Annotated in this window: 19 protein-coding genes; 13 read left to right on the top strand and 6 right to left on the bottom strand. The window is 64.9% G+C overall.

The window, feature by feature from the left end; all coding sequences use genetic code 11:
* Positions 1 to 100: 100 nt before the first annotated feature.
* From J4P02_RS04540 to J4P02_RS04520, 5 genes are all read left to right on the top strand, one after another.
* Complete coding sequence (locus J4P02_RS04540) at positions 101 to 1,456, top strand: M16 family metallopeptidase (protein ID WP_426188193.1); 1,356 nt, start codon at positions 101 to 103, stop codon at positions 1,454 to 1,456.
* Complete coding sequence (locus J4P02_RS04535; protein WP_426188191.1) at positions 1,449 to 2,939, top strand: M16 family metallopeptidase; 1,491 nt, start codon at positions 1,449 to 1,451, stop codon at positions 2,937 to 2,939. The genes J4P02_RS04540 and J4P02_RS04535 overlap by 8 nt, the downstream gene beginning before the upstream one ends.
* A complete protein-coding gene (gene rsmD, locus J4P02_RS04530) occupies positions 2,939 to 3,559 on the top strand; it encodes a 16S rRNA (guanine(966)-N(2))-methyltransferase RsmD (protein ID WP_426188189.1) in 621 nt (206 codons plus the stop codon). The genes J4P02_RS04535 and rsmD overlap by 1 nt, the downstream gene beginning before the upstream one ends.
* A gap of 62 nt (positions 3,560 to 3,621) precedes the next feature.
* Positions 3,622 to 4,623: a hydrolase gene (locus J4P02_RS04525; protein ID WP_426188187.1), complete on the top strand. Its 1,002-nt coding sequence runs from the start codon at positions 3,622 to 3,624 to the stop codon at positions 4,621 to 4,623.
* Entirely contained in the window at positions 4,616 to 5,443 is an 828-nt protein-coding gene (locus tag J4P02_RS04520) for an AraC family ligand binding domain-containing protein (protein WP_426188185.1), read from the top strand. Before J4P02_RS04525 ends, J4P02_RS04520 begins: the two co-directional genes overlap by 8 nt.
* Positions 5,444 to 5,500: 57 nt before the next feature.
* On the opposite strand, the gene J4P02_RS04515 is transcribed toward J4P02_RS04520, so the two are convergent.
* Complete coding sequence (locus J4P02_RS04515) at positions 5,501 to 6,355, bottom strand: sulfurtransferase (RefSeq protein WP_426188183.1); 855 nt, start codon at positions 6,353 to 6,355, stop codon at positions 5,501 to 5,503.
* A 33-nt stretch (positions 6,356 to 6,388) separates the two neighbouring features.
* Positions 6,389 to 7,060: a TetR/AcrR family transcriptional regulator gene (locus tag J4P02_RS04510; protein ID WP_426188181.1), complete on the bottom strand. Its 672-nt coding sequence runs from the start codon at positions 7,058 to 7,060 to the stop codon at positions 6,389 to 6,391.
* Between the two features lie 100 nt (positions 7,061 to 7,160).
* On the opposite strand from J4P02_RS04510, the gene J4P02_RS04505 reads away from it, so the two are divergent.
* The 5 genes from J4P02_RS04505 (at position 7,161) to J4P02_RS04485 (ending at position 11,890) form a co-directional block, all read left to right on the top strand.
* Entirely contained in the window at positions 7,161 to 8,636 is a 1,476-nt protein-coding gene (locus tag J4P02_RS04505) for a coniferyl aldehyde dehydrogenase (RefSeq protein ID WP_426188620.1), read from the top strand.
* Positions 8,637 to 8,665: 29 nt separating this feature from the next.
* Positions 8,666 to 9,211 (top strand): twin-arginine translocation pathway signal protein, encoded by a 546-nt coding sequence (locus tag J4P02_RS04500; RefSeq protein ID WP_426188619.1) that lies wholly within the window; start codon positions 8,666 to 8,668, stop codon positions 9,209 to 9,211.
* Positions 9,212 to 9,312: 101 nt separating this feature from the next.
* On the top strand, positions 9,313 to 10,908 hold the full coding sequence (locus J4P02_RS04495; protein WP_426188179.1) for a GMC family oxidoreductase N-terminal domain-containing protein: 1,596 nt from the start codon (positions 9,313 to 9,315) through the stop codon (positions 10,906 to 10,908).
* Between the two features lie 115 nt (positions 10,909 to 11,023).
* The gene (coaD, locus tag J4P02_RS04490; RefSeq protein ID WP_426188177.1) at positions 11,024 to 11,503 is read left to right on the top strand and encodes a pantetheine-phosphate adenylyltransferase; all 480 of its coding nucleotides are present in this window, start codon (positions 11,024 to 11,026) and stop codon (positions 11,501 to 11,503) included.
* Between the two features lie 135 nt (positions 11,504 to 11,638).
* Positions 11,639 to 11,890 (top strand): YfhL family 4Fe-4S dicluster ferredoxin, encoded by a 252-nt coding sequence (locus J4P02_RS04485; protein WP_426188175.1) that lies wholly within the window; start codon positions 11,639 to 11,641, stop codon positions 11,888 to 11,890.
* Between the two features lie 67 nt (positions 11,891 to 11,957).
* On the opposite strand, the gene mutM is transcribed toward J4P02_RS04485, so the two are convergent.
* Both mutM and J4P02_RS04475 read right to left on the bottom strand, forming a co-directional pair.
* A complete protein-coding gene (mutM, locus tag J4P02_RS04480; protein ID WP_426188173.1) occupies positions 11,958 to 12,770 on the bottom strand; it encodes a bifunctional DNA-formamidopyrimidine glycosylase/DNA-(apurinic or apyrimidinic site) lyase in 813 nt (270 codons plus the stop codon).
* 33 nt (positions 12,771 to 12,803) lie between these two features.
* Positions 12,804 to 13,616, bottom strand: a complete 813-nt coding sequence (locus tag J4P02_RS04475; protein ID WP_426188618.1) for an HDOD domain-containing protein — start codon at positions 13,614 to 13,616, stop codon at positions 12,804 to 12,806.
* 214 nt (positions 13,617 to 13,830) lie between these two features.
* On the opposite strand from J4P02_RS04475, the gene J4P02_RS04470 reads away from it, so the two are divergent.
* Both J4P02_RS04470 and J4P02_RS04465 read left to right on the top strand, forming a co-directional pair.
* Complete coding sequence (locus J4P02_RS04470; RefSeq protein WP_426188171.1) at positions 13,831 to 15,027, top strand: class I SAM-dependent rRNA methyltransferase; 1,197 nt, start codon at positions 13,831 to 13,833, stop codon at positions 15,025 to 15,027.
* 137 nt (positions 15,028 to 15,164) lie between these two features.
* Positions 15,165 to 16,373 (top strand): multidrug effflux MFS transporter, encoded by a 1,209-nt coding sequence (locus J4P02_RS04465; RefSeq protein ID WP_426188168.1) that lies wholly within the window; start codon positions 15,165 to 15,167, stop codon positions 16,371 to 16,373.
* A gap of 19 nt (positions 16,374 to 16,392) precedes the next feature.
* Here the strand turns inward: J4P02_RS04465 and J4P02_RS04460 are convergent, their stop codons facing one another.
* Positions 16,393 to 16,965: a hypothetical protein gene (locus tag J4P02_RS04460; RefSeq protein WP_426188166.1), complete on the bottom strand. Its 573-nt coding sequence runs from the start codon at positions 16,963 to 16,965 to the stop codon at positions 16,393 to 16,395.
* A 311-nt stretch (positions 16,966 to 17,276) separates the two neighbouring features.
* Here J4P02_RS04460 and ilvD point away from each other — a divergent pair, with 311 nt between their 5' ends.
* Positions 17,277 to 19,118: a dihydroxy-acid dehydratase gene (ilvD, locus tag J4P02_RS04455; RefSeq protein ID WP_426188164.1), complete on the top strand. Its 1,842-nt coding sequence runs from the start codon at positions 17,277 to 17,279 to the stop codon at positions 19,116 to 19,118.
* Positions 19,119 to 19,248: 130 nt separating this feature from the next.
* On the opposite strand, the gene J4P02_RS04450 is transcribed toward ilvD, so the two are convergent.
* The gene (locus tag J4P02_RS04450) at positions 19,249 to 20,472 is read right to left on the bottom strand and encodes an SGNH/GDSL hydrolase family protein (protein ID WP_426188162.1); all 1,224 of its coding nucleotides are present in this window, start codon (positions 20,470 to 20,472) and stop codon (positions 19,249 to 19,251) included.
* Position 20,473 lies beyond the last annotated feature (1 nt).

The raw sequence follows: 20,473 nt of genomic DNA, 5'->3' as shown, positions 1-20,473 counted from the left end.
GACCTGATAGGCGTGGCCGCCAGTAAAACGGATCAGTATCCTAGCATCTCCTCGCCCGCAGGCTAAGACCAAGCGGGCAGCCCAACAGGTTTAAAAACGAATGAATGCTCTAGCCCGCCGCGCCGCAGGCCTGCTGCTCAGCACAGTTTGTCTGCCCCTTGCAGCCCTGGCTGCCGACCCGCAACCCACCCACGAATTCACCCTCGACAACGGCCTCAAGGTCGTGGTCCGCGAAGACCATCGCGCGCCGGTGGTGGTGTCCCAGGTTTGGTACAAGGTCGGCTCCAGCTACGAAACCCCGGGTCAGACCGGTTTGTCCCACGCCCTGGAACACATGATGTTCAAGGGCAGCGAAAAGGTCGGCCCCGGCGAAGCCTCGTTGATCCTGCGGGACCTGGGCGCCGAAGAGAACGCCTTCACCAGCGACGACTTCACCGCTTATTACCAGGTCCTGGCCCGCGACCGCCTGGGCGTGGCCCTGGAGCTGGAAGCCGACCGCATGGCCAACCTGCGCCTGCCGGCCGACGAGTTCAGCCGCGAAATCGAGGTGATCAAGGAAGAACGCCGCCTGCGCACCGACGACAAGCCCATGTCCAAGGCCTACGAGCGCTTCAAGGCCATGGCCTACCCGGCCAGCGGCTACCACACGCCGACCATCGGCTGGATGGCCGACCTCAACCGCATGAAGGTCGAGGAACTGCGCCACTGGTACCAGGCCTGGTACGTGCCCAACAACGCCACCCTGGTGGTGGTCGGCGATGTCACTCCGGATGAGGTGAAAGCCCTGGCCCAGCGTTACTTCGGTGCCATCCCCAAGCGTGACGTGCCACCGGCGAAGATCCCCATGGAACTGGCCGAGCCCGGCGAGCGCCTGATCACCCTGCACGTGAAGACCCAGCTGCCAAGCCTGATGCTGGCGTTCAATGTGCCAAGCATCGCCACCGCCGAGGATAAACGCTCGGTGAACGCCCTGCGTCTGGCCGCGGCCCTGCTGGACGGTGGCTACAGCGCACGCATGCCGAGCCAGCTGGAGCGTGGTGAAGAGCTGCTGTCCAACGGTTCCAGCAGCTACGACGCCTACACCCGGGGCGACAGCCTGTTCCTGCTCTCGGCCACCCCCAACAGCCAGAAGAAGAAAACCATCGCCCAGGCCGAAGCCGGCCTGTGGCGCCTGCTGGACCAGCTGAAAACCACCCCGCCGTCCGCCGAGGAACTGGAACGGGTGCGGGCCCAGGTAATTGCCGGGCTGGTCTACGAGCGTGACTCCATCACCAGCCAGGCCACCGCCATCGGCCAGCTGGAAACCGTCGGCCTGTCGTGGAAGCTGATGGACAGCGAACTGGCGGAACTGCAAAGCGTGACCCCGGAAGACATCCAGAAGGCCGCTCGCACCTATTTCACTCGGGAACGTATGAGCGTGGCCCACGTACTGCCTGAGGAGTCCGCTCATGAGTAAGCGCAAGAATGCTTCGCCGATCCTGCTGGGGCTGGCCCTGGTGGCCCTGCTCAGCGCCGGTGGCCTGTACTTGTCGCGTTCCGGCGAGAGCAACGCCAGCCAGGCCCTGGACAACGCCAAGAGCAGCCAGAAGCTGCAATCCCTAGCCGAGCTGGACGGCAAGGAACCCAGCCATCGCAGCCTGAATGTGCAGACCTGGAGCACCGCCGAAGGCGCCAAGGTGCTGTTCGTCGAAGCCCGCGAGCTGCCGATGTTCGACATGCGCCTGATCTTCGCCGCCGGCAGCAGCCAGGATGGCAATGTTTCCGGCCTGGCCCTGCTGACCAACGCCATGCTCAACGAGGGCGTGGCCGGCAAGGACGTCGGCGCCATCGCCCGGGGCTTTGAAAGCCTGGGCGCGGATATCGGCAACGGTGCCTACAAGGACATGGCCGTGGTCTCGCTGCGCAGCCTCAGTGCTGTGGATAAACGCCAGCCGGCGCTGAAGCTGTTCGCCGAGGTGGTGGGCAAGCCGACCTTCCCCGCCGACTCCCTGGCGCGGATCAAGAACCAACTGCTCGCCGGTTTTGAATACCAGAAGCAGAACCCCGGTAAGCTGGCCAGCCTGGAGCTGATGCAGCGCCTGTACGGCAACCACCCTTATGCCCATGCCAGCGAAGGCAATGCCAAGAGCGTCCCGGCCATTACCCTGGCGCAATTGCAGGCGTTCCACGCCAAGGCCTATACCGCCGGCAACGTGGTGATCGCCTTGGTGGGCGACCTCTCGCGCAGCGATGCCGAGGCGATTGCCGCACAGGTTTCCGCCGCCCTGCCCAAGGGCCCGGCCCTGGCGAAGATCGAGCAACCCAGCGAACCCAAGGCCAGCATCGGCCATATCGAGTTCCCGTCGAGCCAGACCAACCTGCTGCTGGCACAACTGGGCATCGACCGTGACGATCCGGACTATGCAGCGGTGTCCCTGGGCAACCAGATCCTCGGCGGCGGCGGTTTCGGCACGCGCCTGATGAGTGAAGTGCGCGAGAAGCGCGGCCTGACCTACGGCGTGTATTCCGGCTTCACCCCGATGCAGGCCCGCGGCCCGTTCATGATCAACCTGCAAACCCGCGCCGAGATGAGCGAAGGCACCCTCAAGCTGGTGCAGGACGTGTTCGCCGACTACCTGAAGAACGGCCCGACCCAGAAGGAACTGGACGACGCCAAGCGTGAACTGGCCGGCAGCTTCCCGCTGTCCACCGCCAGCAACGCCGATATCGTCGGCCAGCTGGGCGCCATGGGCTTCTACAATCTGCCCCTGAGCTACCTGGAAGATTTCATGCGTCAATCCCAGGCGCTGACGGTGGAGCAGGTCAAGGCCGCCATGAACAAGCACCTCGGCGTCGACAAGATGGTCATCGTCAGCGCCGGCCCCACTGTCGCGCAAAAGCCGTTGCCGCCCCCCACTGACAAACCCGCCGAGCAGCCGCTCGGGGTTCCGGAGCACTGATGGCCCGTCCAGCCCGTCCCAGCAAGAAACCCGTCCACAACCAGCACAATGGCGTGGGCCAGTTGCGCATCATCGGTGGTGAATGGCGCAGCCGTAAGCTGAGCTTCCCCGACCTGCCGGGCCTGCGCCCGACCCCGGACCGGGTGCGCGAAACCCTGTTCAACTGGTTGGCGCCCTATGTTGCCGGGGCCAAGGTCATCGACCTGTTCGCCGGCAGCGGCGCGGTATTCCTTGAAGCCCTGTCCCGGGGCGCCAGCTCCGGCCTGGCCCTGGATGCCAGCAGCGTGGCCATTTCCGCCCTGCGCGAACACCTGGGCACCCTGCGCTGCACCGTGGGCCAGGCGCAGACCGCCGATGCCCTGCGCTACCTGGAAGCCCAGCCGGCGACGCCGTTCGACCTGGCCTTCCTCGACCCGCCGTTCAACCAGAACCTGCTGCCCGCCGCCTGCGCCCTGCTGGAAGAACGCGGCTGGCTGGCGGAGGACGCCTGGATCTACACCGAAAGCGAGTCCGCACCTTCGACCCTGGGCCTGCCCGGGAACTGGCGCCTGCACCGCGAGCAAAAATCCGGGCAAGTGTATTACTCGTTGTGGCAACGTATGGCAGACAACGCCGCCTAACGCGGCCGGAACAAGGTGCGCAGCCCGCCCGGGTTGCGCACCGCTGCATCGAGATACTCCCCGTGCCCGATTCCTCAGATCGCTTTATCCCCGCCTTTGGCCTGGGCAATCCGCACCTGCAAACCCTGTGGGGCCCACTGTGGCGCCCTACCACCCACCTCGAGCGCCAGCGCGAACGCCTGTGGCTGGACGACGGCGACTTTCTCGATCTCGACTGGCACGGCCCGCATAGCGCCGAAGCCCCGCTGGTGCTGGTGCTGCACGGCCTGACCGGTTCGTCCAACTCGCCTTATGTGGCCGGCCTGCAACAGGCCCTGGCCGCCCGGGGCTGGGCCAGTGCGGCACTGAACTGGCGCGGCTGCTCCGGCGAGCCCAATCTCCTGCCCCGCAGCTATCACTCCGGCGCCAGCGAAGACCTGGCCGCGGCCGTGGCCCACCTGCGTGCCCAGCGCCCCCAGGCGCCGCTGTATGCGGTGGGCTATTCCCTGGGCGGCAATGTGCTGCTCAAGTACCTGGGGGAAAGCGGCAGTGCCAGCCCGCTGCAGGGCGCCGTGGCGGTGTCGGTGCCGTTTCGCCTGGACCAGTGCGCCGATCGCATCGGCCAGGGTTTTTCCAAGGTCTACCAGGCGCACTTCATGCGCGAAATGCTGGCCTATATCAGGGACAAGCAGCGCCAGTTCCAGCACGACGGCCGCCATGAGGGCCTGGCCACCCTGGCGCAACTGGGCCCGCTGAGCAAAATGCGCACCTTCTGGGATTTCGACGGCCGGGTCACCGCGCCGCTGCACGGTTTCGCCGATGCCGAGGACTACTACCGACGTGCCTCCAGCCGCTATTTCCTCGGTGAAATCCGCACCCCGAGCCTGATTATCCAGGCCGCCGACGACCCCTTCGTGTTCCGCCACAGCCTGCCCGAAGCCAACGAGCTGTCGGCCTCTACCCAGTTCGAACTGCAGGCCAAGGGCGGCCATGTGGGTTTTGTCGACGGCAGCCTGAAGCGCCCCGGCTACTACCTGGAACGGCGCATTCCGCAATGGCTGACGGACCTTGGTCGACATGGCTAAGCCCGATCGCGAATCGATCCGTTTCTGGCAGGCCGCGCCCCTGGCCGGGGTCGAGTTGCTGGCGGCGCGCTATATCGAACAGCGCTTCGTGCCCCATGTGCATGAGGGCTATGTGATCGGCATGATCATGGCCGGCGCCCAGCGCTACCGCTATCGCGGCGCCGAGCACCTGGCGGGCAGCGGCACCCTGGTGCTGATCAATCCGGACGAGCTGCACACCGGGGCCAAGGGCGTCGAGGACGGCTGGCTGTACCGCGCCTTCTACCCGGACAACCGGCAGATTCTTGGCCTGCTGGAAGAGCTGGAACTGCCCAACGGCAGCCTGCCGATGTTTGCCGCCACCCTGTACCGCGACCCGGACCTGGTGAAGGGCTTTGCCCGCCTGCACCACCTGCTGGAGAGCCCGGCCACGGCCCTGCAGCAACAGACCCAATGGCGGGAAATGCTTTTGCTGCTGTTGCAGCGTCATGCCCAGGTCAAATCCCCCAGGGAACCTGGCCAGGAACACCGGGCAATCATCCAGGCCAAGGAACTGCTGCGCTCGCAACTGGCAGCGCCACCCTCGCTGGAGGATCTGGCGACGGCGGTGAACCTGTCGCCCTTCCACTTCGCCCGGGTATTTCGCAAGGCCACGGGCATTCCCCCCCACACCTGGCTGATGCAGCAGCGCATCGCCCGGGCCCGAGCCCTGCTGCGCGATGGTTGCCTGCCCCTGGAAGTGGCGACACAGCTGGGTTTTGCCGACCAAAGCCATCTCAGTCGGCAGTTCAAGCAGGTGTATGGCGTGGCGCCAGCGGCTTATCGCAGCGCCGTGGTGTAGGCGGCGCGGCTTTCGCGAGCAAGCTCGCGCCTACAGAGCCTTGGGTGTACCTACAGGTCAGTCACCGGTGGCGACAGGTCGCTGGGCATCGGTGATCCACTCGCTCCACGAGCCGGCATACAGCCGTGCCAGGGGATAGCCGGCCAGGCACAGGGCGAACAGGTTGTGGCAGGCGGTAACCCCGGAGCCGCAGTAGGCCACCAGATGCTCCGGGGAACGCCCGGCGAGTTTCTGCGCGAAACGCTGCTTGAGCTGCTCGGCCGGCAGAAAACGCCCGTCCGCCCCCAGGTTGTCGGTGAAGGCCGCGCATTGCGCCCCGGGGATATGCCCGGCCACCGGGTCGATGGGTTCCACTTCGCCACGAAAACGCGGCAGGCCGCGGGCGTCCAGCAGGGTCAGCTCGGCCTGGCCCAGGCGTTTTTGCAGGTGCTCGGCGTCCAGCAGCAGGCGCTGGTCCGGTTCGCCGTCGAAGTTTCCGGGGGCATTGTCCGGGGCATCCAGGCTCAGGGGCAGGCCCTCGGCGTGCCAGGCTTTCAGGCCGCCATCGAGGATAAACACGCCATCGCGCTTGCCGAGCCAGGCCAGCAGCCACCAGGCGCGGGCGGCAAAGGCGCCGGGGCCATCGTCATAGAGCACGATATCGCTGCAGTTATCGATGCCCCAGTCCCGCAGCCGTTGCAGCAGTTGCGCCGGCTCCGGCAACGGATGGCGACCGGTCACGCCCTTGATCACCGGTGCGCTCAAGTCCCGGTTCAGATCGGCGAAATGCGCCCCGGCAATATGCCCCTCGGCGTAGCTGCGCTGGCCGTAGTCCGGGTCTTCGAGGGCAAAGCGACAATCCAGAATCACCAGCCCTGGCTGCTGTTTCTTCTGTTCCAGGGCAAGCGGGCTGATCAATTGCGCGAGAGGCATGGCGGGCTCCTGTGAATAAGTCGGAGGTTGATCCTACTGCACTTCTTCCAGGGCCTGGGCCAGGGGCACGTAAAACTCTTCGAACAACTCGTTGACCGCGTCCCGGGCCTGGTCGGTGACGAAACCCGCCTCCAGCACCAGCACCTGGTACACCCCGCGCTTGATGGCTTCTTCGCTCAGGTGCGTGGAGTTTTCCCGGGTGGTGCAGAGGAAACGCACCCAGGAAGTGAGGATGATCCAGGCGTTAAGGGTCAGGGATTCGATCTGCACCTTGTCCATGGCGATGATCCCCGCCTCGACGAAACGCCCATAGATGGCAATGCCCTGGATCAGGCAGCGCTGGGAGAAGCGCCGGTAGCGCGCGGCCAGCTCGGGGTCGCTGTCGAGCAGGTGTTCCAGGTCGCGGTGCAAGAAGCGGTAGCGCCACATGGCCGCCAGCAGGGCCTGCAAGTAGTAGCGCTTGTCCTGCACCGTGACGGCACGCCCGGGCGGTGGCCGCAGGAAGCTGTCCACCAGGTTTTCGTACTCGGCGAACAGCACGGCGATAATCGCCTGCTTGTTGGGGAAGTGGTAGTACAGGTTGCCCGGGGAAATCTCCATGTGCGCCGCAATATGATTGGTGCTGACGTTGCGTTCGCCCTGCTGGTTGAAGAGCTCGAGGCTGAACTGGACGATGCGTTCGCGGGTTTTTATGCGTGGGGCCATGGCTGTGGGCTTTAATTCAGGAGGCTGGGGTGCATCTTACGATCTATCCCACCTGGGATAAATCGCGAGTGGCACAGGAGGGTAATTGACAATTTAGAGCATAAGCTCTAAAAAACTAGCCAGCCAACAAAACCGGAGCCCGTCCATGTCTGCCGAAATCGCCTACCTGCAGGATTCCCTTCAGCAACAGGACGAGCTACTGGAGCTGTTCGAAGCCCAGCGCCGGGCCTTTGCCGCCAACCCCATGCCGCCCGCCGGGCAACGCCTGCAATGGCTCAAGGCCCTGCAAGAAATGCTCGACACAGAGCGCCAGGCGCTGATCGACGCCATCAGCCAGGACTTCAGCAACCGCAGCGCCGACGAAACCCTGCTGGCCGAGCTGATGCCCAGCCTGCATGGCATTCATTACGCCAGCAAACACCTCAAGCGCTGGATGAAGCCCTCGCGCCGCGCCGTGGGCCTGGCCTTCCAGCCGGCTTCGGCCAAGGTGGTGTACCAGCCGCTGGGGGTGGTGGGGGTGATAGTGCCCTGGAACTACCCGCTGTACCTGTGCATGGGGCCGCTGGTGGGCGCCCTGGCCGCCGGCAACCGGGTGATGCTGAAACTCAGTGAATCGACCCCGGCCACCGGCCAGTTGCTCAAGCAACTGCTGGCGCGGGTCTTCCCCGAGGACCTGGTGTGCGTGGTGCTGGGCGAGGCGGATGTGGGCATCGCCTTCTCCCGTTTGCGCTTCGACCACCTGCTGTTCACCGGCGCCACCAGCATCGGCAAGCATGTGATGCGCGCCGCCGCGGAGAACCTCACCCCGGTGACCCTGGAGCTGGGCGGCAAGTCCCCGGCCATCGTCTCCCACAGCGTTCCGCTCAAGGACGCTGCCGAGCGCATCGCCTTCGGCAAGACCATCAACGCCGGGCAGACCTGCGTCGCCCCGGACTACGTGCTGGTACCGGAGGAACGGGTCGGGGCCTTTGTCGAAGCCTATCGCCAGGTGGTGCGCGGTTTCTTCCCAACCCTGGCGGACAACCCCGACTACACCGCGATCATCAACCAGCGCCAACTGAGCCGGCTCAATGGCTACCTGAGCGACGCCACCAGCAAGGGCGCATCGCTGGTGCCGCTGTTCGAGCAGAACCAGGAACGCCGCCTGGGCCACAGCCTGCTGCTCAACGTCACTGACGAGATGACGGTGATGCAGGACGAGATCTTCGGCCCGATCCTGCCCATAGTTCCCTACAAGACCCTGGACCAGGCCTTCGCCTATATCACCCAGCGTCCACGCCCCCTGGCCCTCTACTACTTCGGTTACGACAAGGCCGAACAGCAGCGGGTGCTCGATGAAACCCATTCCGGTGGCGTGTGCCTGAACGACACCCTGCTGCATGTGGCCCAGGACGACCTGCCGTTTGGCGGCGTCGGCCCCTCCGGCATGGGCCACTACCACGGCCATGAGGGCTTCCTGACCTTCAGCAAGGCCAAGGGGGTATTCGCCAAGCAGCGTTTCAATGCCGCCCGGCTGATCTATCCGCCCTATGGCAAGCCCATCCAGAAACTCATCCAGAAGCTGTTCATTCGTTAATCAGTAGATGCCGGGTAACAACAATAATGATGACCCCTAGCCTGTCTGAAACACCCGCGCTGTCACGGCGCGGCCTGCTGAAAATCAGCCTCTGCGCCAGCGCCTTCCTGGCCACCGCCGGGTTGGGCGCAAGCCTCAGCGGCTGCTCCGCCAGCACCCCCGCCAGCGGCTTTGCCATGCTGCGCAGCAACGACCTGCCGTTCCTGCGGGCGCTGATCCCGGTGATGCTCGAAGGCGCCGTGGCCGCGGAGCAGATGCCCGCCGCCATCGACGGCACCCTGGCCAACCTGGACAACGCCCTCAATCACCTGTCGCCGGAGATGTTCAAGCTCACCCAGCAACTGTTCGATGTGCTGGGCATGGCGGTTACCCGGGGCCCGCTGACGGGGATCTGGGGCAGTTGGGAAAACGCCAGCGCCGAGGCCATCCGCACCTTCCTCGGGCGCTGGGAAAACAGCTACCTGTCGCTGCTGCGCATGGGGCACGCCTCGTTGCTGCAATTGGTGATGATGGCTTGGTACACCCGGGCCGAATCCTGGGCCCAGTGCGGCTACCCGGGGCCACCCAAGGTTTGAGTCGTAGCCGCATCCCGTTCTGCCTCCCTCTGCAAAGCCCTGTCAGCGACAGCGGCTAGAGTGGATTGCGCCACGCCCTGAATAATAAGAGAGCACCGAATATGCCCGTACCCGATCTGTTCCGTGAAGGCCTGAACCGTGGCTGGAAAACCTACAACGGCTCGCAGCTGGAGCAGGACCTGACCCTGGAAGCCGATGTCGCCATCATCGGCAGCGGCGCCGGTGGTGGCACCACTGCCGAAATCCTCAGCGCCGCCGGCTACAAGGTGCTGCTGATCGAGGAAGGCCCGCTGAAGACCAGCGACGACTTCAAGATGCTGGAAGACCAGGCCTACACCAGCCTCTATCAGGAAGGCATCGGGCGCATGAGCAAGGACGGCGCCATCACCATCCTCCAGGGCCGCGCCGTGGGCGGCACCACCCTGATCAACTGGACCTCGAGCTTTCGCACCCCCGACCCGACCCTGGAGCACTGGGCCCGGGAGCACGGGGTGGTGGGCCACAGCTCGGCCGAGATGGCGCCCTGGTTCGAGAAGATGGAACAGCGCCTCGGGGTCGCGCCCTGGGTCATGCCGCCCAACGCCAACAACGACGTGATCCGCAAGGGCTGCGAAGCCCTGGGCTACAGCTGGCACGTGATTCCGCGCAACGTGCGCGGCTGCTGGAACCTGGGTTATTGCGGCCTGGGCTGCCCGACCAACGCCAAGCAGTCGATGCTGGTGACCACCATTCCGGCGACACTGGAGAAAGGCGGCGAACTGCTGTACCTGGCCCGGGCCGAGCGCCTGGAACTCAAGGGCGACCAGGTGACGGGCCTGGAATGCCAGGCCATGGACACGCGCTGCGTAGCGCCCACCGGGCGCAAGATCAGGGTCAAGGCCCGGCACTACGTGCTGGCCGGCGGCGGTATCAACAGCCCGGCCCTGCTGCTGCGCTCCGACGCCCCGGACCCGCACTCGCGCCTGGGCAAGCGCACCTTCCTGCACCTGGTTAACTTCTCCGCCGGGCAGTTCGACGAAGTCATCAACCCCTTCTACGGCGCACCGCAATCGATCTACTCCGACCACTTCCAATGGCAGGACGGCACCACCGGCAAGATGGCCTACAAGCTCGAAGTGCCGCCCCTGCAGCCGGCCCTGGCCAGCACCTTGCTGGGCGGCTTCGGGCCCCAGAGCGGGCTGACCATGGAGCAGTTGCCCCACACCCACGCCATGCTCGCCCTGCTGCGCGATGGCTTTCACCCGGACAGCAGCGGCGGCACGGTCGAACTGCGTGGCGATGGCACCCCGGTGCTCGACTATCAGGTTTCGCCCTACGCCTGGGATGGCCTGCGCCGGGCCTTCCACAGCATGGCCGAGATCCAGTTCGCTGGCGGCGCCAAGGCGGTCAAGCCGCTGCACGCCGACGCGCGCTTCGCCAAGACCCTGAATGAAGTCCGTGCGCAGATCGACGGCCTCGACCTGGCGCTGTACCGCACCCGCCTGGGCAGCGCCCACGTGATGGGCGGCTGTGCCATGGGCGAAGAGCCGAAAACGGCCGTGACCGACAGCCTCGGGCGCCATCATCAACTGCGCAACCTGTCGATCCACGACGGCTCGCTGTTCCCCACCAGCATCGGCGCCAACCCGCAGCTATCGGTGTACGGCCTGACCGCGCAACTGGCCACGGCCCTGGCGCAACGCCTGAAAAGCGCCTGAGAAGGCTCGGTATTCGTCGCGTCTATAGTGCTTTCTTCCCTAAAAGGCGACTTGGCCGACCGGAACGGCTGCGCTACCATCCGACTCCCCAACGGATTCCCGCCAGGACGACGCGATGAACCGAGTGTTGTACCCAGGTACCTTCGACCCTATTACCAAGGGCCACGGCGATCTGGTCGAGCGCGCCTCGCGGCTGTTCGACCACGTGATCATTGCCGTTGCCGCCAGCCCCAAGAAAAACCCGTTGTTCCCCCTGGAACAGCGCGTGGAACTGGCGCGCGAGGTGACCAAGCATCTGCCCAACGTTGAAGTGGTCGGCTTCTCCACGCTGCTGGCGCATTTCGCCAAGGAACAGAACGCCAATGTGTTCTTGCGCGGCCTGCGAGCGGTTTCGGACTTCGAATACGAGTTCCAGCTGGCCAACATGAACCGTCAGCTGGCCCCGGACGTGGAAAGCCTGTTTCTCACGCCGTCCGAGCGCTACTCGTTCATTTCCTCGACCCTGGTGCGTGAAATCGCGGCCCTGGGCGGCGATATCAGCAAGTTCGTGCACCCGGCGGTCGCCGAGGCCCTGACCCTGCGCTTCAACAAGTAAGCCCTCTTTGGCCCCGCTCGGGGCCATCGCCCGGCGTCAGCCATCGCGCCCGCGTGCACTGCGGGCGGCAATACGGCACAATTGCGCGCATTCGTTTTTACATGCCCGGGCCTGCTGCCCAGGCCGGAGTACCCCATGTCCCTGATCATCACCGACGATTGCATCAACTGCGACGTCTGCGAACCCGAGTGCCCCAACGCGGCGATTTCCCAAGGCGAAGAGATCTACGTCATCGACCCGAACCTGTGCACCCAATGCGTCGGCCACTACGACGAGCCGCAGTGCCAGCAAGTGTGCCCGGTGGATTGCATTCCGCTGGACGAGAGCCGTCCGGAAACCGAAGAAGAGTTGATGGCCAAGTACCGCAAGATCACCGGCAAGGCTTGAGAAATTGCGCGGCAAACCGGCTCTTACAGCTGTAGTCCCGTAGGAGCCGGCTTGCCGGCCAAGCGTCTCAGCTCTGGCAACGCGGGCAGAAGACGCTGGCACGCTGGCCCAGCTTGACCTCCCGCAGCTCCGTGCCGCAGACCTTGCAGTGTTCCCCGCCACGCCCGTAGACGAACAGCTCTTGCTGGAAGTAGCCGGGCTGGCCGTCGCCGCCGATAAAGTCCCGCAGGGTGGTGCCGCCACGTTCGATGGCCGCCACCAGGATGCGCTTGATCTCGATCGCCAGCCGCAGGTAGCGGGCCCGGGAAATGCCCTTGGCCTCGCGGCGCGGGTCGATGCCCGCGGCGAACAGCGCCTCGGTCGCATAGATATTGCCCACCCCCACCACCACCGCGTTGTCCATGATGAATGGCTTGACCGCCATGGAGCGCCCGCGAGACAGCTGGAACAGGCGTTCGCCATCGAACAGGTCGGTCAAGGGCTCCGGCCCCAGGCGCGCCAGCAACTCGTGGTGCAGCGGGTCCAGGCTCCAGAGCATGGCGCCGAAGCGGCGCGGATCGGTGTAGCGCAGGGCCAGGCCGGATTCCAGTTCGATATCCACATGCTCGTGCCGTGCGGCCGGCAGCCCCACTTCCACCAGGCGCAGGTTGCCCGACATCCCCAAATGGCTGATAAGCGTGCCGACCTCGGCATTGATCAGCAGGTACTTGGCACGGCGCTCCACCTGCACGATGCGCTGACCGGACAGGCGCACGTCCAGATCCTCGGGAATCGGCCAGCGCAGGCGCCGTTCACGGACAATGACCCGGCTGACCTTCTGCCCTTCCAGGTGCGGCGCGATCCCGCGGCGGGTGGTTTCGACTTCCGGTAATTCAGGCATAGCGGTCCCGGGCACTCATCGCGCCATCAACTGTCAGTGGGCGCCCAGCTCGCGCACGGTGGCCTTGAGGCTCTCGAAGTCGTAGTCCGAGAGGCCGACGTAATCCAGAACCAGATGACTGATGCTGTTCCACTCATGGTCTTCCACCTGGTTGCCCAGCACCCGGTAGGAGGAGCAGATGTGCTCGGCCATCTTGAGGATCGCCAGCAGGTTCTTCAGCTGGCTGTTGCGCGAAGACTCGTCGCTGAAGATCGCCAGGGCGTTGTGGTGATTGGCGATGGCGTTGGTCACATGTTCCGGCAGGCGCCACGACTTGGCGGTGTAGTAGCCCACTACCGCATGGTTGGTGTTGAACACGCGGTTTTCCGTGTCCACCACTCGTTGCTCGGGCCCAGCGTTGCCATAGGCCTGCTCCAGCACCGTCATGTAGTCGGGGAAACGCTTGAGCATCAGCGGCACACCGCAATCGTGGAACAGGCCCAGGGCATAGGCCTCATCCACCGCCTGGATGCCGGTACGCTTGGCCAGGGTCAGGCAGGTCATGGCCACATCCTGGGCGGTGTCCCAGAAACGGTTGAGGGTGACGATGGTTTCATCGCTCATCTCGCCCTTGATCGACTGCGCATTGATCAGGTTGACGATCGAGCGGCTGCCCAAGAGGTTCACCGCGCGCTGGATCGAGGCAACCTTGTTGCTCAGGCCGTAATAGGGCGAATTGACGATCTTCAGCAGTGCGCCGGACAGGCCCGGGTCCTGGGATATCAGCTTGGCAATCACTTCCAGGTCGGGATCGGGCATGTACTGCTCCATCTGCAAATCCACCATGATCTGCGGTTGGGGCGGCACGCTGATGCCTTGCAAGGCCTGTTGAATCTGTTCGGCTGATAGCTCTTGGGACATAAGTACACACTCTGGCTGAGGCCGCGATTCTAACCCCTAAGTCGGCAAAGTTGGGCAAACGGACAGGAACTTTACCTTGTACATTTGGCCGCAGGTCCAATGGCCACCGCGCTGCCTGCGTGAAGAGGTATAATCGCGCCCTTTTTTCCGGAGCGACGTCATGTCCCTGCCAAGCCTGCGCCTCAAAGCCAATGCCGACCGCCGCCTGCGCGCCGGCCACCTGTGGGTCTACAGCAACGAAATCGATGTGGCCGCCACCCCGCTGCACGGTTTCAAGGCAGGCGACCAGGCACTGCTGGAAGCCGCCGGCGGCAAGCCCCTGGGCATCGTGGCCATGAGCCCGAACAACCTGATCTGCGCTCGCCTGCTGTCCCGGGACGCCAAGCTGGCCCTGGACAAGTCGCTGCTGGTGCACCGCCTCAATGTGGCCCTGTCGCTGCGCGAGCGGCTGTTCGACAAACCTTTCTACCGCCTGGTGTATGGCGATTCCGACCTGCTGCCGGGCCTGGTGGTGGATCGTTTCGGCGACATCCTGGTGGTGCAACTGGCCTCGGCCACCATGGAACGGCACAAGGACGAGGTGATCGCCGCCCTGGTGCAGGTGCTCAAGCCCAGCGGCATCCTGTTCAAGAACGACTCCGCGGCGCGTGACGCCGAAGGCCTGGAGCGCTACGTGGAAACCGTGTTCGGCCTGGTGCCGGAGTGGGTGGCCCTGGAAGAGAACGGGGTGAAGTTCGAAGCCCCGGTGATGGAAGGCCAGAAGACCGGCTGGTTCTACGACCACCGCATGAACCGCGCGCGCCTGGCGCCCTACGTCCAGGGCAAGCGCGTACTGGACCTGTTCAGCTACATCGGTGGCTGGGGCGTGCAGGCCGGCGCATTCGGCGCCAGCGAAGTGTTCTGCGTCGACGCCTCGGGCTTTGCCCTCGACGGCGTGGAGCGCAATGCCGCCCTCAACGGCATCGCCGACAAGCTCACCTGCGTCGAAGGCGATGTGTTCGAAGCCCTGAAGGAACTCAAGGCCGCCGAAGAGCGTTTCGACGTGATCGTTGCCGACCCGCCCGCCTTCATCAAGCGCAAGAAAGACCTGAAGAACGGTGAAGGCGCCTACCGCCGCCTCAACGAGCAGGCCATGCGCCTGTTGAGCAAGGACGGCATCCTGGTCAGCGCGTCCTGCTCGATGCACCTGCCCGAGGACGATCTGCAGAACATCCTGCTCACCAGCGCCCGCCACCTGGACCGCAATATCCAGCTGCTGGAACGCGGCGGCCAGGGCCCGGATCACCCGGTACACCCGGCGATCCCGGAAACCCGCTACATCAAGAGCATCACCTGCCGCCTGCTGCCCAACAGCTGAGCCACGGCCTGACACAGGCCAACGGTGAAAAAACCCCGCGCCGGCCCGATCGCCGGCGCCACGGGGCCAGGGATGACACACTGATTGCTTTGCGCCCGGCAGCGACCGCCGCCGGCTAATTCGCACAGGACTGATCGATGCCTGCAGTCAAGGATGACTCTGCCACCACGCCCCGCAAGACCGGCGCCATCGTGCTGCTGATGAGCATGGTGATGCTCGGGGTGTTTCCCATCGACGTGCTCTTGCCGTCCTTTACCGCACTGTCGCAACACTTTGCCAGCAGCACCGCGGACATCGCCCTGTCCGTCAGCCTGTTTGCCATTGGCATCTCGATTTCCCAGCTGTTGATCGGCCCGCTGTCGGATGCCCTGGGCCGCAAGACCCTGCTGCTGATCGGCATGGCCGTGGCCATCGGCGGTGCCCTGGGGTGTGTCTGGGCCCCGGACTACAACTGGTTCCTGGCATTTCGCCTGCTCCAGGCCCTGGGCTGTGGCTGCTTCGTGCTGTCCCAGGCCCTGATCCAGGACCTGTTCGTCGGCAAGCAACGCGACCGCCTGCGCATCCTCATGGTCACCCTCAGCGGCCTGTGCATTTCCCTCTCGCCGCTGGCCGGAACCCTGCTGCAGGCCTGGATGAACTGGCCGGGCAGCTTCTATGTATTCAGCGCGATTGCCATCCTGGTGTTGTTCAAGGCCCTGGCGACCCTGGAGAATCCGCCGCGCAACAACAACCGACACACCGGCATCGTGCAGGCCTATCGGCGGGTTTGCGGCGACTTCAGCTTCATCGCCTACTGGCTGATCTCGGCCATCGTGTTCGCCTGCCACTTCTCGTTTATCGTGGTCTCGCCGCTGATCTTCATGGAGCAGTTGCACCTGAGCAGCTACCAGTTCTCCCTGACCCTGCTGCTGTACGGCGCGGCCTATGTGATAGGTGGGGTGGTCGCCGGAATACTCAACAAACGCCTGGAGCCCGGCACCCAGATCATCAGCGGCTTGGGCCTGATCTTTTTCGCCGGGCTGGTGATGCTGCTACTGGCCAGTCAGTTCGGCCTGTCCACCGCTACGGTGCTGGTGCCGATGATCATCTGCACTGCCGGCACCACCATCACCCGCCCTGCCGCCACCTCCCGAGCCATGGAACTGTTCCCGGAACATGCCGGCACCTCGGCCTCGGCCGGCAACACGCTGATTTTCGTCAGCGGCGGGCTGATCAGCGCCTTGATCAACCTCAGCGCCAGTGACCTGCAAACCACCCTGGCCCTGAGTTTCCTGGTGCTAAGCAGCCTTGGCCTGCTGCTCAACCGGCTCATCAGTCGCCGCGCCCGGGATCTGCGCCTGGCATAGGCGGCGCACCCTGAGCATTTCAAGCAGCGGCCGCGCGACGCCCGGCCACGCTACTCAGCACCCGGCCGGCCAGGTACAGGCCGAGGGCGAACGCCAGGGTCGGGCCGGCAAAGAACAGCAGCGACAGCAGGCCGTGCTTGAATGGGTCGAGGTGCTGGCTGGAGGTCCAGTGCTTGAACGCCGCCTGGGCGATCCAGGGCATGGGCAGCGCCAGCAGCGCCCGCAATGCATAAGCGCCAAGCCGCCGCCCGAAGCCTGCACGTCCGTGCAACGCCGCGGCGCTAAGTAGAGTCAGCAAGATCAGGCCGAAGGCCACGCAAGCCAGCACCGGGTAGGTCAAGGGCAGCCCGCGGCACAGCATGACCAGCCCCGCCGCTGCCAGGGCCAGGAGCAGCGCCGCCCACCAGGTGCGCGACTGGTACCGATGCTCGGACACCAGTTGCAGCAAGCCACCGCTCAGCAACAGCCCCGCGCAGGCCGCGCCGATGACCAGGTGTTCCAGCCCGCCGGACAGCACCGCCGCCTGCAGCAACAGCCCTTGTAGCAGTCCCACGCCCAGGTAAAACCTCAGAGTACGAAGTGTCGCGGTCATTCCAGTTCCATTGGCGAGCAGTCGAAGGGCGCGCAGTCTACCGCAGCGCCCCGGCACCGGGCAGCCGGCAGCGGGCCTGAACACTCTTCGCGCCGCAGAGCGGCCACGGCATTCCTTCCTGACGCCAGCGGTGTAGAATCGGCAGATTCATCGCCAGTCATCCCCCGGCGGGTTTATGAGCTCCGGCTGAGTCTCGCGGCGATCCCGCGGGGTCATCGGCAGCTTCGGACACACGGCCATTTCTGAGTGTTCCCGAGGTCAATAGAAGCTCACTCCCCATTTGTCATCTGATTAGCCGCCCGGAGTGCTTCATGCCTGATTACCGTTCGAAAACATCCACCCATGGCCGCAACATGGCCGGTGCTCGCGCCCTGTGGCGCGCCACGGGGATGAAAGATGCCGACTTCAAGAAGCCGATCATCGCCATTGCCAACTCTTTCACCCAGTTCGTCCCGGGGCACGTGCACCTGAAGGACCTGGGCCAGCTGGTGGCCCGCGAGATCGAGCGCGCCGGTGGCGTGGCCAAGGAATTCAACACCATCGCCGTGGACGACGGCATCGCCATGGGCCATGACGGCATGCTGTATTCCCTGCCGAGCCGCGAGATCATCGCCGACTCCGTGGAGTACATGGTCAACGCCCATTGCGCCGACGCCATCGTGTGCATTTCCAACTGCGACAAGATCACCCCCGGCATGCTGATGGCCGCCCTGCGCCTGAACATCCCGGTGATCTTCGTTTCCGGCGGCCCGATGGAAGCCGGCAAGACCAAGCTCGCCTCCCACGGCCTGGACCTGGTGGACGCCATGGTCATCGCCGCCGACTCCAGCGCTTCTGACGAGAAGGTTGCCGAGTACGAGCGCAGCGCCTGCCCTACCTGCGGTTCGTGCTCCGGCATGTTCACCGCCAACTCGATGAACTGCCTGACCGAAGCCCTGGGGCTGGCCCTGCCGGGCAACGGTTCGACCCTGGCCACCCACAGCGACCGCGAACAGCTGTTCCTGCAGGCCGGGCGCACCATCGTCGAGCTGTGCCAGCGCTACTACGGCGACAACGACGAGTCGGTGCTGCCGCGCAATATCGCCAACTTCAAGGCGTTCGAGAACGCCATGATGCTGGACATCGCCATGGGCGGTTCGACCAACACCATCCTGCACTTGCTGGCCGCTGCCCAGGAAGCCGAGATCGACTTCGACCTGCGCGACATCGATCGCCTGTCCCGCAGCGTGCCGCAGCTGTGCAAGGTGGCGCCGAACATCCAGAAGTACCACATGGAAGACGTGCACCGCGCCGGCGGCATCTTCAGCATCCTCGGTTCCCTGGCCCGTGGTGGCCTGCTGCACACAGACCTGCCCACCGTGCACAGCCGTTCCATGGAGGAAGCCATCGCCAAGTGGGACATCACCCAGACCACGGACGAAGCCGTGCACCACTTCTTCAAGGCCGGCCCGGCGGGCATTCCGACCCAAACGGCGTTCAGCCAGTCGACCCGTTGGGACACCCTGGACGACGACCGTGAAAACGGCTGCATCCGCAGCTTCGAACATGCCTACTCGAAAGAAGGCGGCCTGGCCGTGCTCTACGGCAACATCGCCCTGGACGGCTGCGTGGTGAAGACCGCCGGGGTCGACGAGTCGATCCATGTCTTCGAAGGCAACGCCAAGATCTTCGAAAGCCAGGACAGCGCGGTGCGCGGCATCCTCGCCGACGAGGTCAAGGAAGGCGATATCGTGATCATTCGCTACGAAGGCCCGAAAGGCGGCCCGGGCATGCAGGAAATGCTGTACCCCACCTCCTACCTGAAGTCCAAGGGCCTGGGCAAAGCCTGCGCCCTGCTCACCGACGGCCGCTTCTCCGGCGGTACTTCGGGCCTGTCCATCGGCCACGCTTCGCCGGAAGCGGCGGCTGGTGGTGCCATCGGCCTGGTGCAGGACGGCGACAAGGTGCTGATCGACATCCCCAACCGCTCGATCAACCTGCTGGTCAGCGACGAGGAACTGGCGGCGCGCCGGGTCGAACAGGACAAGAAAGGCTGGAAGCCGGTGGAAGTGCGTCCACGCAAAGTGACCACCGCACTCAAGGCCTACGCCCTGCTGGCCACCAGCGCCGACAAGGGCGCGGTGCGCAACAAGGCCATGCTCGACGGGCTGTGATTGGCATGGCGCTGAAATGAAAAGGCCCCGCTGATGCGGGGCCTTTTTTTGACCTTGCGTTGCTCCTGAGGGCGCCTTCGCTGGCAAGCCAGCTCCTACAACAGCATTCGGGGTGGCGGTATCCAGGGGCTCAGGGCATGCGCTCGCCCAACTGCCCGCGCAGGAAGCGATACAACCCATCGGCACTCTTGCGATAGCCATCGGCGGTCAGGTGAATCAGGTCGTTGCGCGCCAAGTCGCTGCCCTGCCATTTGCTGATGGAGCAATCCCCACCCATAAACGCCTGCCAGTCCCAGAACAGGGTACGGCTGTTTTTCGCCACATCCTTCTGGATCTGGATGATCTGGCGCAACGGCAGCGGCTGCGAGGCCGCGCAACTACCGGCATTACGGCGCTTGATGGAATCCGGTGGGCCTACCAGCAGGATCACCGTCTTGGGCAGGTTCTTGCGCAACAGCGCCACCTTCTGCTGCAACTGGCTGCGGTACAGCTGCAGGTCCAGGTCATCGTCGAAGGCTTCGTTGGTGCCGTAGGCCAGCACCACCATGTCCGGGCGCAGGGCCTTGAGGGTTTCCAGCCAGCCGGGCTGCCACTTGTCCAGCACATCCAGGCGCGCGCCGTTGATCCCCAGGGAGGAATAGATCACCCCGGCGCTCTTCTGCCCGAGAATGTTCCAGCCCCCCAGCAGCAGGCCCTGGCTAGCCCCGATATTCAGGTCCAGGGGCATCCTCAGGTTGTTGAATGGCGGGCTGAAGCGCCATTGCCCACCGGTGGCGGCCAGCATGCGAGTGCTTTTGTTGAGGTTGTCGCGGGCGGTCACGCTGCTGTTGCTCGAGGCCTGGTACAAGGCGGAAATGCGGTACTGCTGGTTGCTCGGCTGGCGCTCGGCAATATGCACCCGCGCCCCCGGCGTCAGCGGCTGCGCCAGGTAGCCACCCAGGGGGAACTGCGTGCTCTGCTGGTTGCGCGCCGACACCAGCGACCACTGGCGCTTGGCAACGCCGAGGATCACCCGCTCATAGCGAGTGCCGGGCACCGGGGTGGCTGCCACGAAACCAATGCCGCCGTCGCCGTACTGGGCCTGCAGCAAGCGCCGCATCTCGCCGCTGAACAGGTCGGCGGCGGTGTGGGAGTCGCCCAATTGCACGATGTTGATCGGGGTCCGATCGGCGGTGCTGAACTTGCGCGCCAGCAGCGCCAGGTTCGGATCACTGCCCGCCGCCACAGCCTTTTTCGCTCCGACTCCCGACCGTCCCAGGGCCGAAGCCGGTGTGGCTTGGACCTCGGTGGTCGGACTGCAACTGCTCAGCAAGGTGATGCCCAGCAACAGCGCAATACCTTGCAGCCGCCCCATA

The sequence above is a fragment of the Pseudomonas sp. NFXW11 genome, assembly GCF_049887815.1.
GTDB lineage: Bacteria > Pseudomonadota > Gammaproteobacteria > Pseudomonadales > Pseudomonadaceae > Aquipseudomonas.
The sequence above is the reverse complement of the archived record's forward strand: the minus strand, read 5'-3'. Positions and strand labels throughout refer to the sequence as shown.

What these genes read in the sequence shown, in the direction of transcription:
- J4P02_RS04450 (WP_426188162.1), bottom strand. Translation starts at nt 20,472, where the DNA reads ATGGGGCGGCTGCAAGGTATTGCGCTGTTGCTGGGCATCACCTTGCTG.
- J4P02_RS04520 (WP_426188185.1), top strand. Translation starts at nt 4,616, where the DNA reads ATGGCTAAGCCCGATCGCGAATCGATCCGTTTCTGGCAGGCCGCGCCC.
- J4P02_RS04500 (WP_426188619.1), top strand. Translation starts at nt 8,666, where the DNA reads ATGACCCCTAGCCTGTCTGAAACACCCGCGCTGTCACGGCGCGGCCTG.
- J4P02_RS04515 (WP_426188183.1), bottom strand. Translation starts at nt 6,355, where the DNA reads ATGCCTCTCGCGCAATTGATCAGCCCGCTTGCCCTGGAACAGAAGAAA.
- J4P02_RS04465 (WP_426188168.1), top strand. Translation starts at nt 15,165, where the DNA reads ATGCCTGCAGTCAAGGATGACTCTGCCACCACGCCCCGCAAGACCGGC.
- mutM (WP_426188173.1), bottom strand. Translation starts at nt 12,770, where the DNA reads ATGCCTGAATTACCGGAAGTCGAAACCACCCGCCGCGGGATCGCGCCG.
- coaD (WP_426188177.1), top strand. Translation starts at nt 11,024, where the DNA reads ATGAACCGAGTGTTGTACCCAGGTACCTTCGACCCTATTACCAAGGGC.
- J4P02_RS04540 (WP_426188193.1), top strand. Translation starts at nt 101, where the DNA reads ATGAATGCTCTAGCCCGCCGCGCCGCAGGCCTGCTGCTCAGCACAGTT.
- ilvD (WP_426188164.1), top strand. Translation starts at nt 17,277, where the DNA reads ATGCCTGATTACCGTTCGAAAACATCCACCCATGGCCGCAACATGGCC.
- J4P02_RS04510 (WP_426188181.1), bottom strand. Translation starts at nt 7,060, where the DNA reads ATGGCCCCACGCATAAAAACCCGCGAACGCATCGTCCAGTTCAGCCTC.
- J4P02_RS04470 (WP_426188171.1), top strand. Translation starts at nt 13,831, where the DNA reads ATGTCCCTGCCAAGCCTGCGCCTCAAAGCCAATGCCGACCGCCGCCTG.
- J4P02_RS04535 (WP_426188191.1), top strand. Translation starts at nt 1,449, where the DNA reads ATGAGTAAGCGCAAGAATGCTTCGCCGATCCTGCTGGGGCTGGCCCTG.
- rsmD (WP_426188189.1), top strand. Translation starts at nt 2,939, where the DNA reads ATGGCCCGTCCAGCCCGTCCCAGCAAGAAACCCGTCCACAACCAGCAC.
- J4P02_RS04485 (WP_426188175.1), top strand. Translation starts at nt 11,639, where the DNA reads ATGTCCCTGATCATCACCGACGATTGCATCAACTGCGACGTCTGCGAA.
- J4P02_RS04495 (WP_426188179.1), top strand. Translation starts at nt 9,313, where the DNA reads ATGCCCGTACCCGATCTGTTCCGTGAAGGCCTGAACCGTGGCTGGAAA.
- J4P02_RS04460 (WP_426188166.1), bottom strand. Translation starts at nt 16,965, where the DNA reads ATGACCGCGACACTTCGTACTCTGAGGTTTTACCTGGGCGTGGGACTG.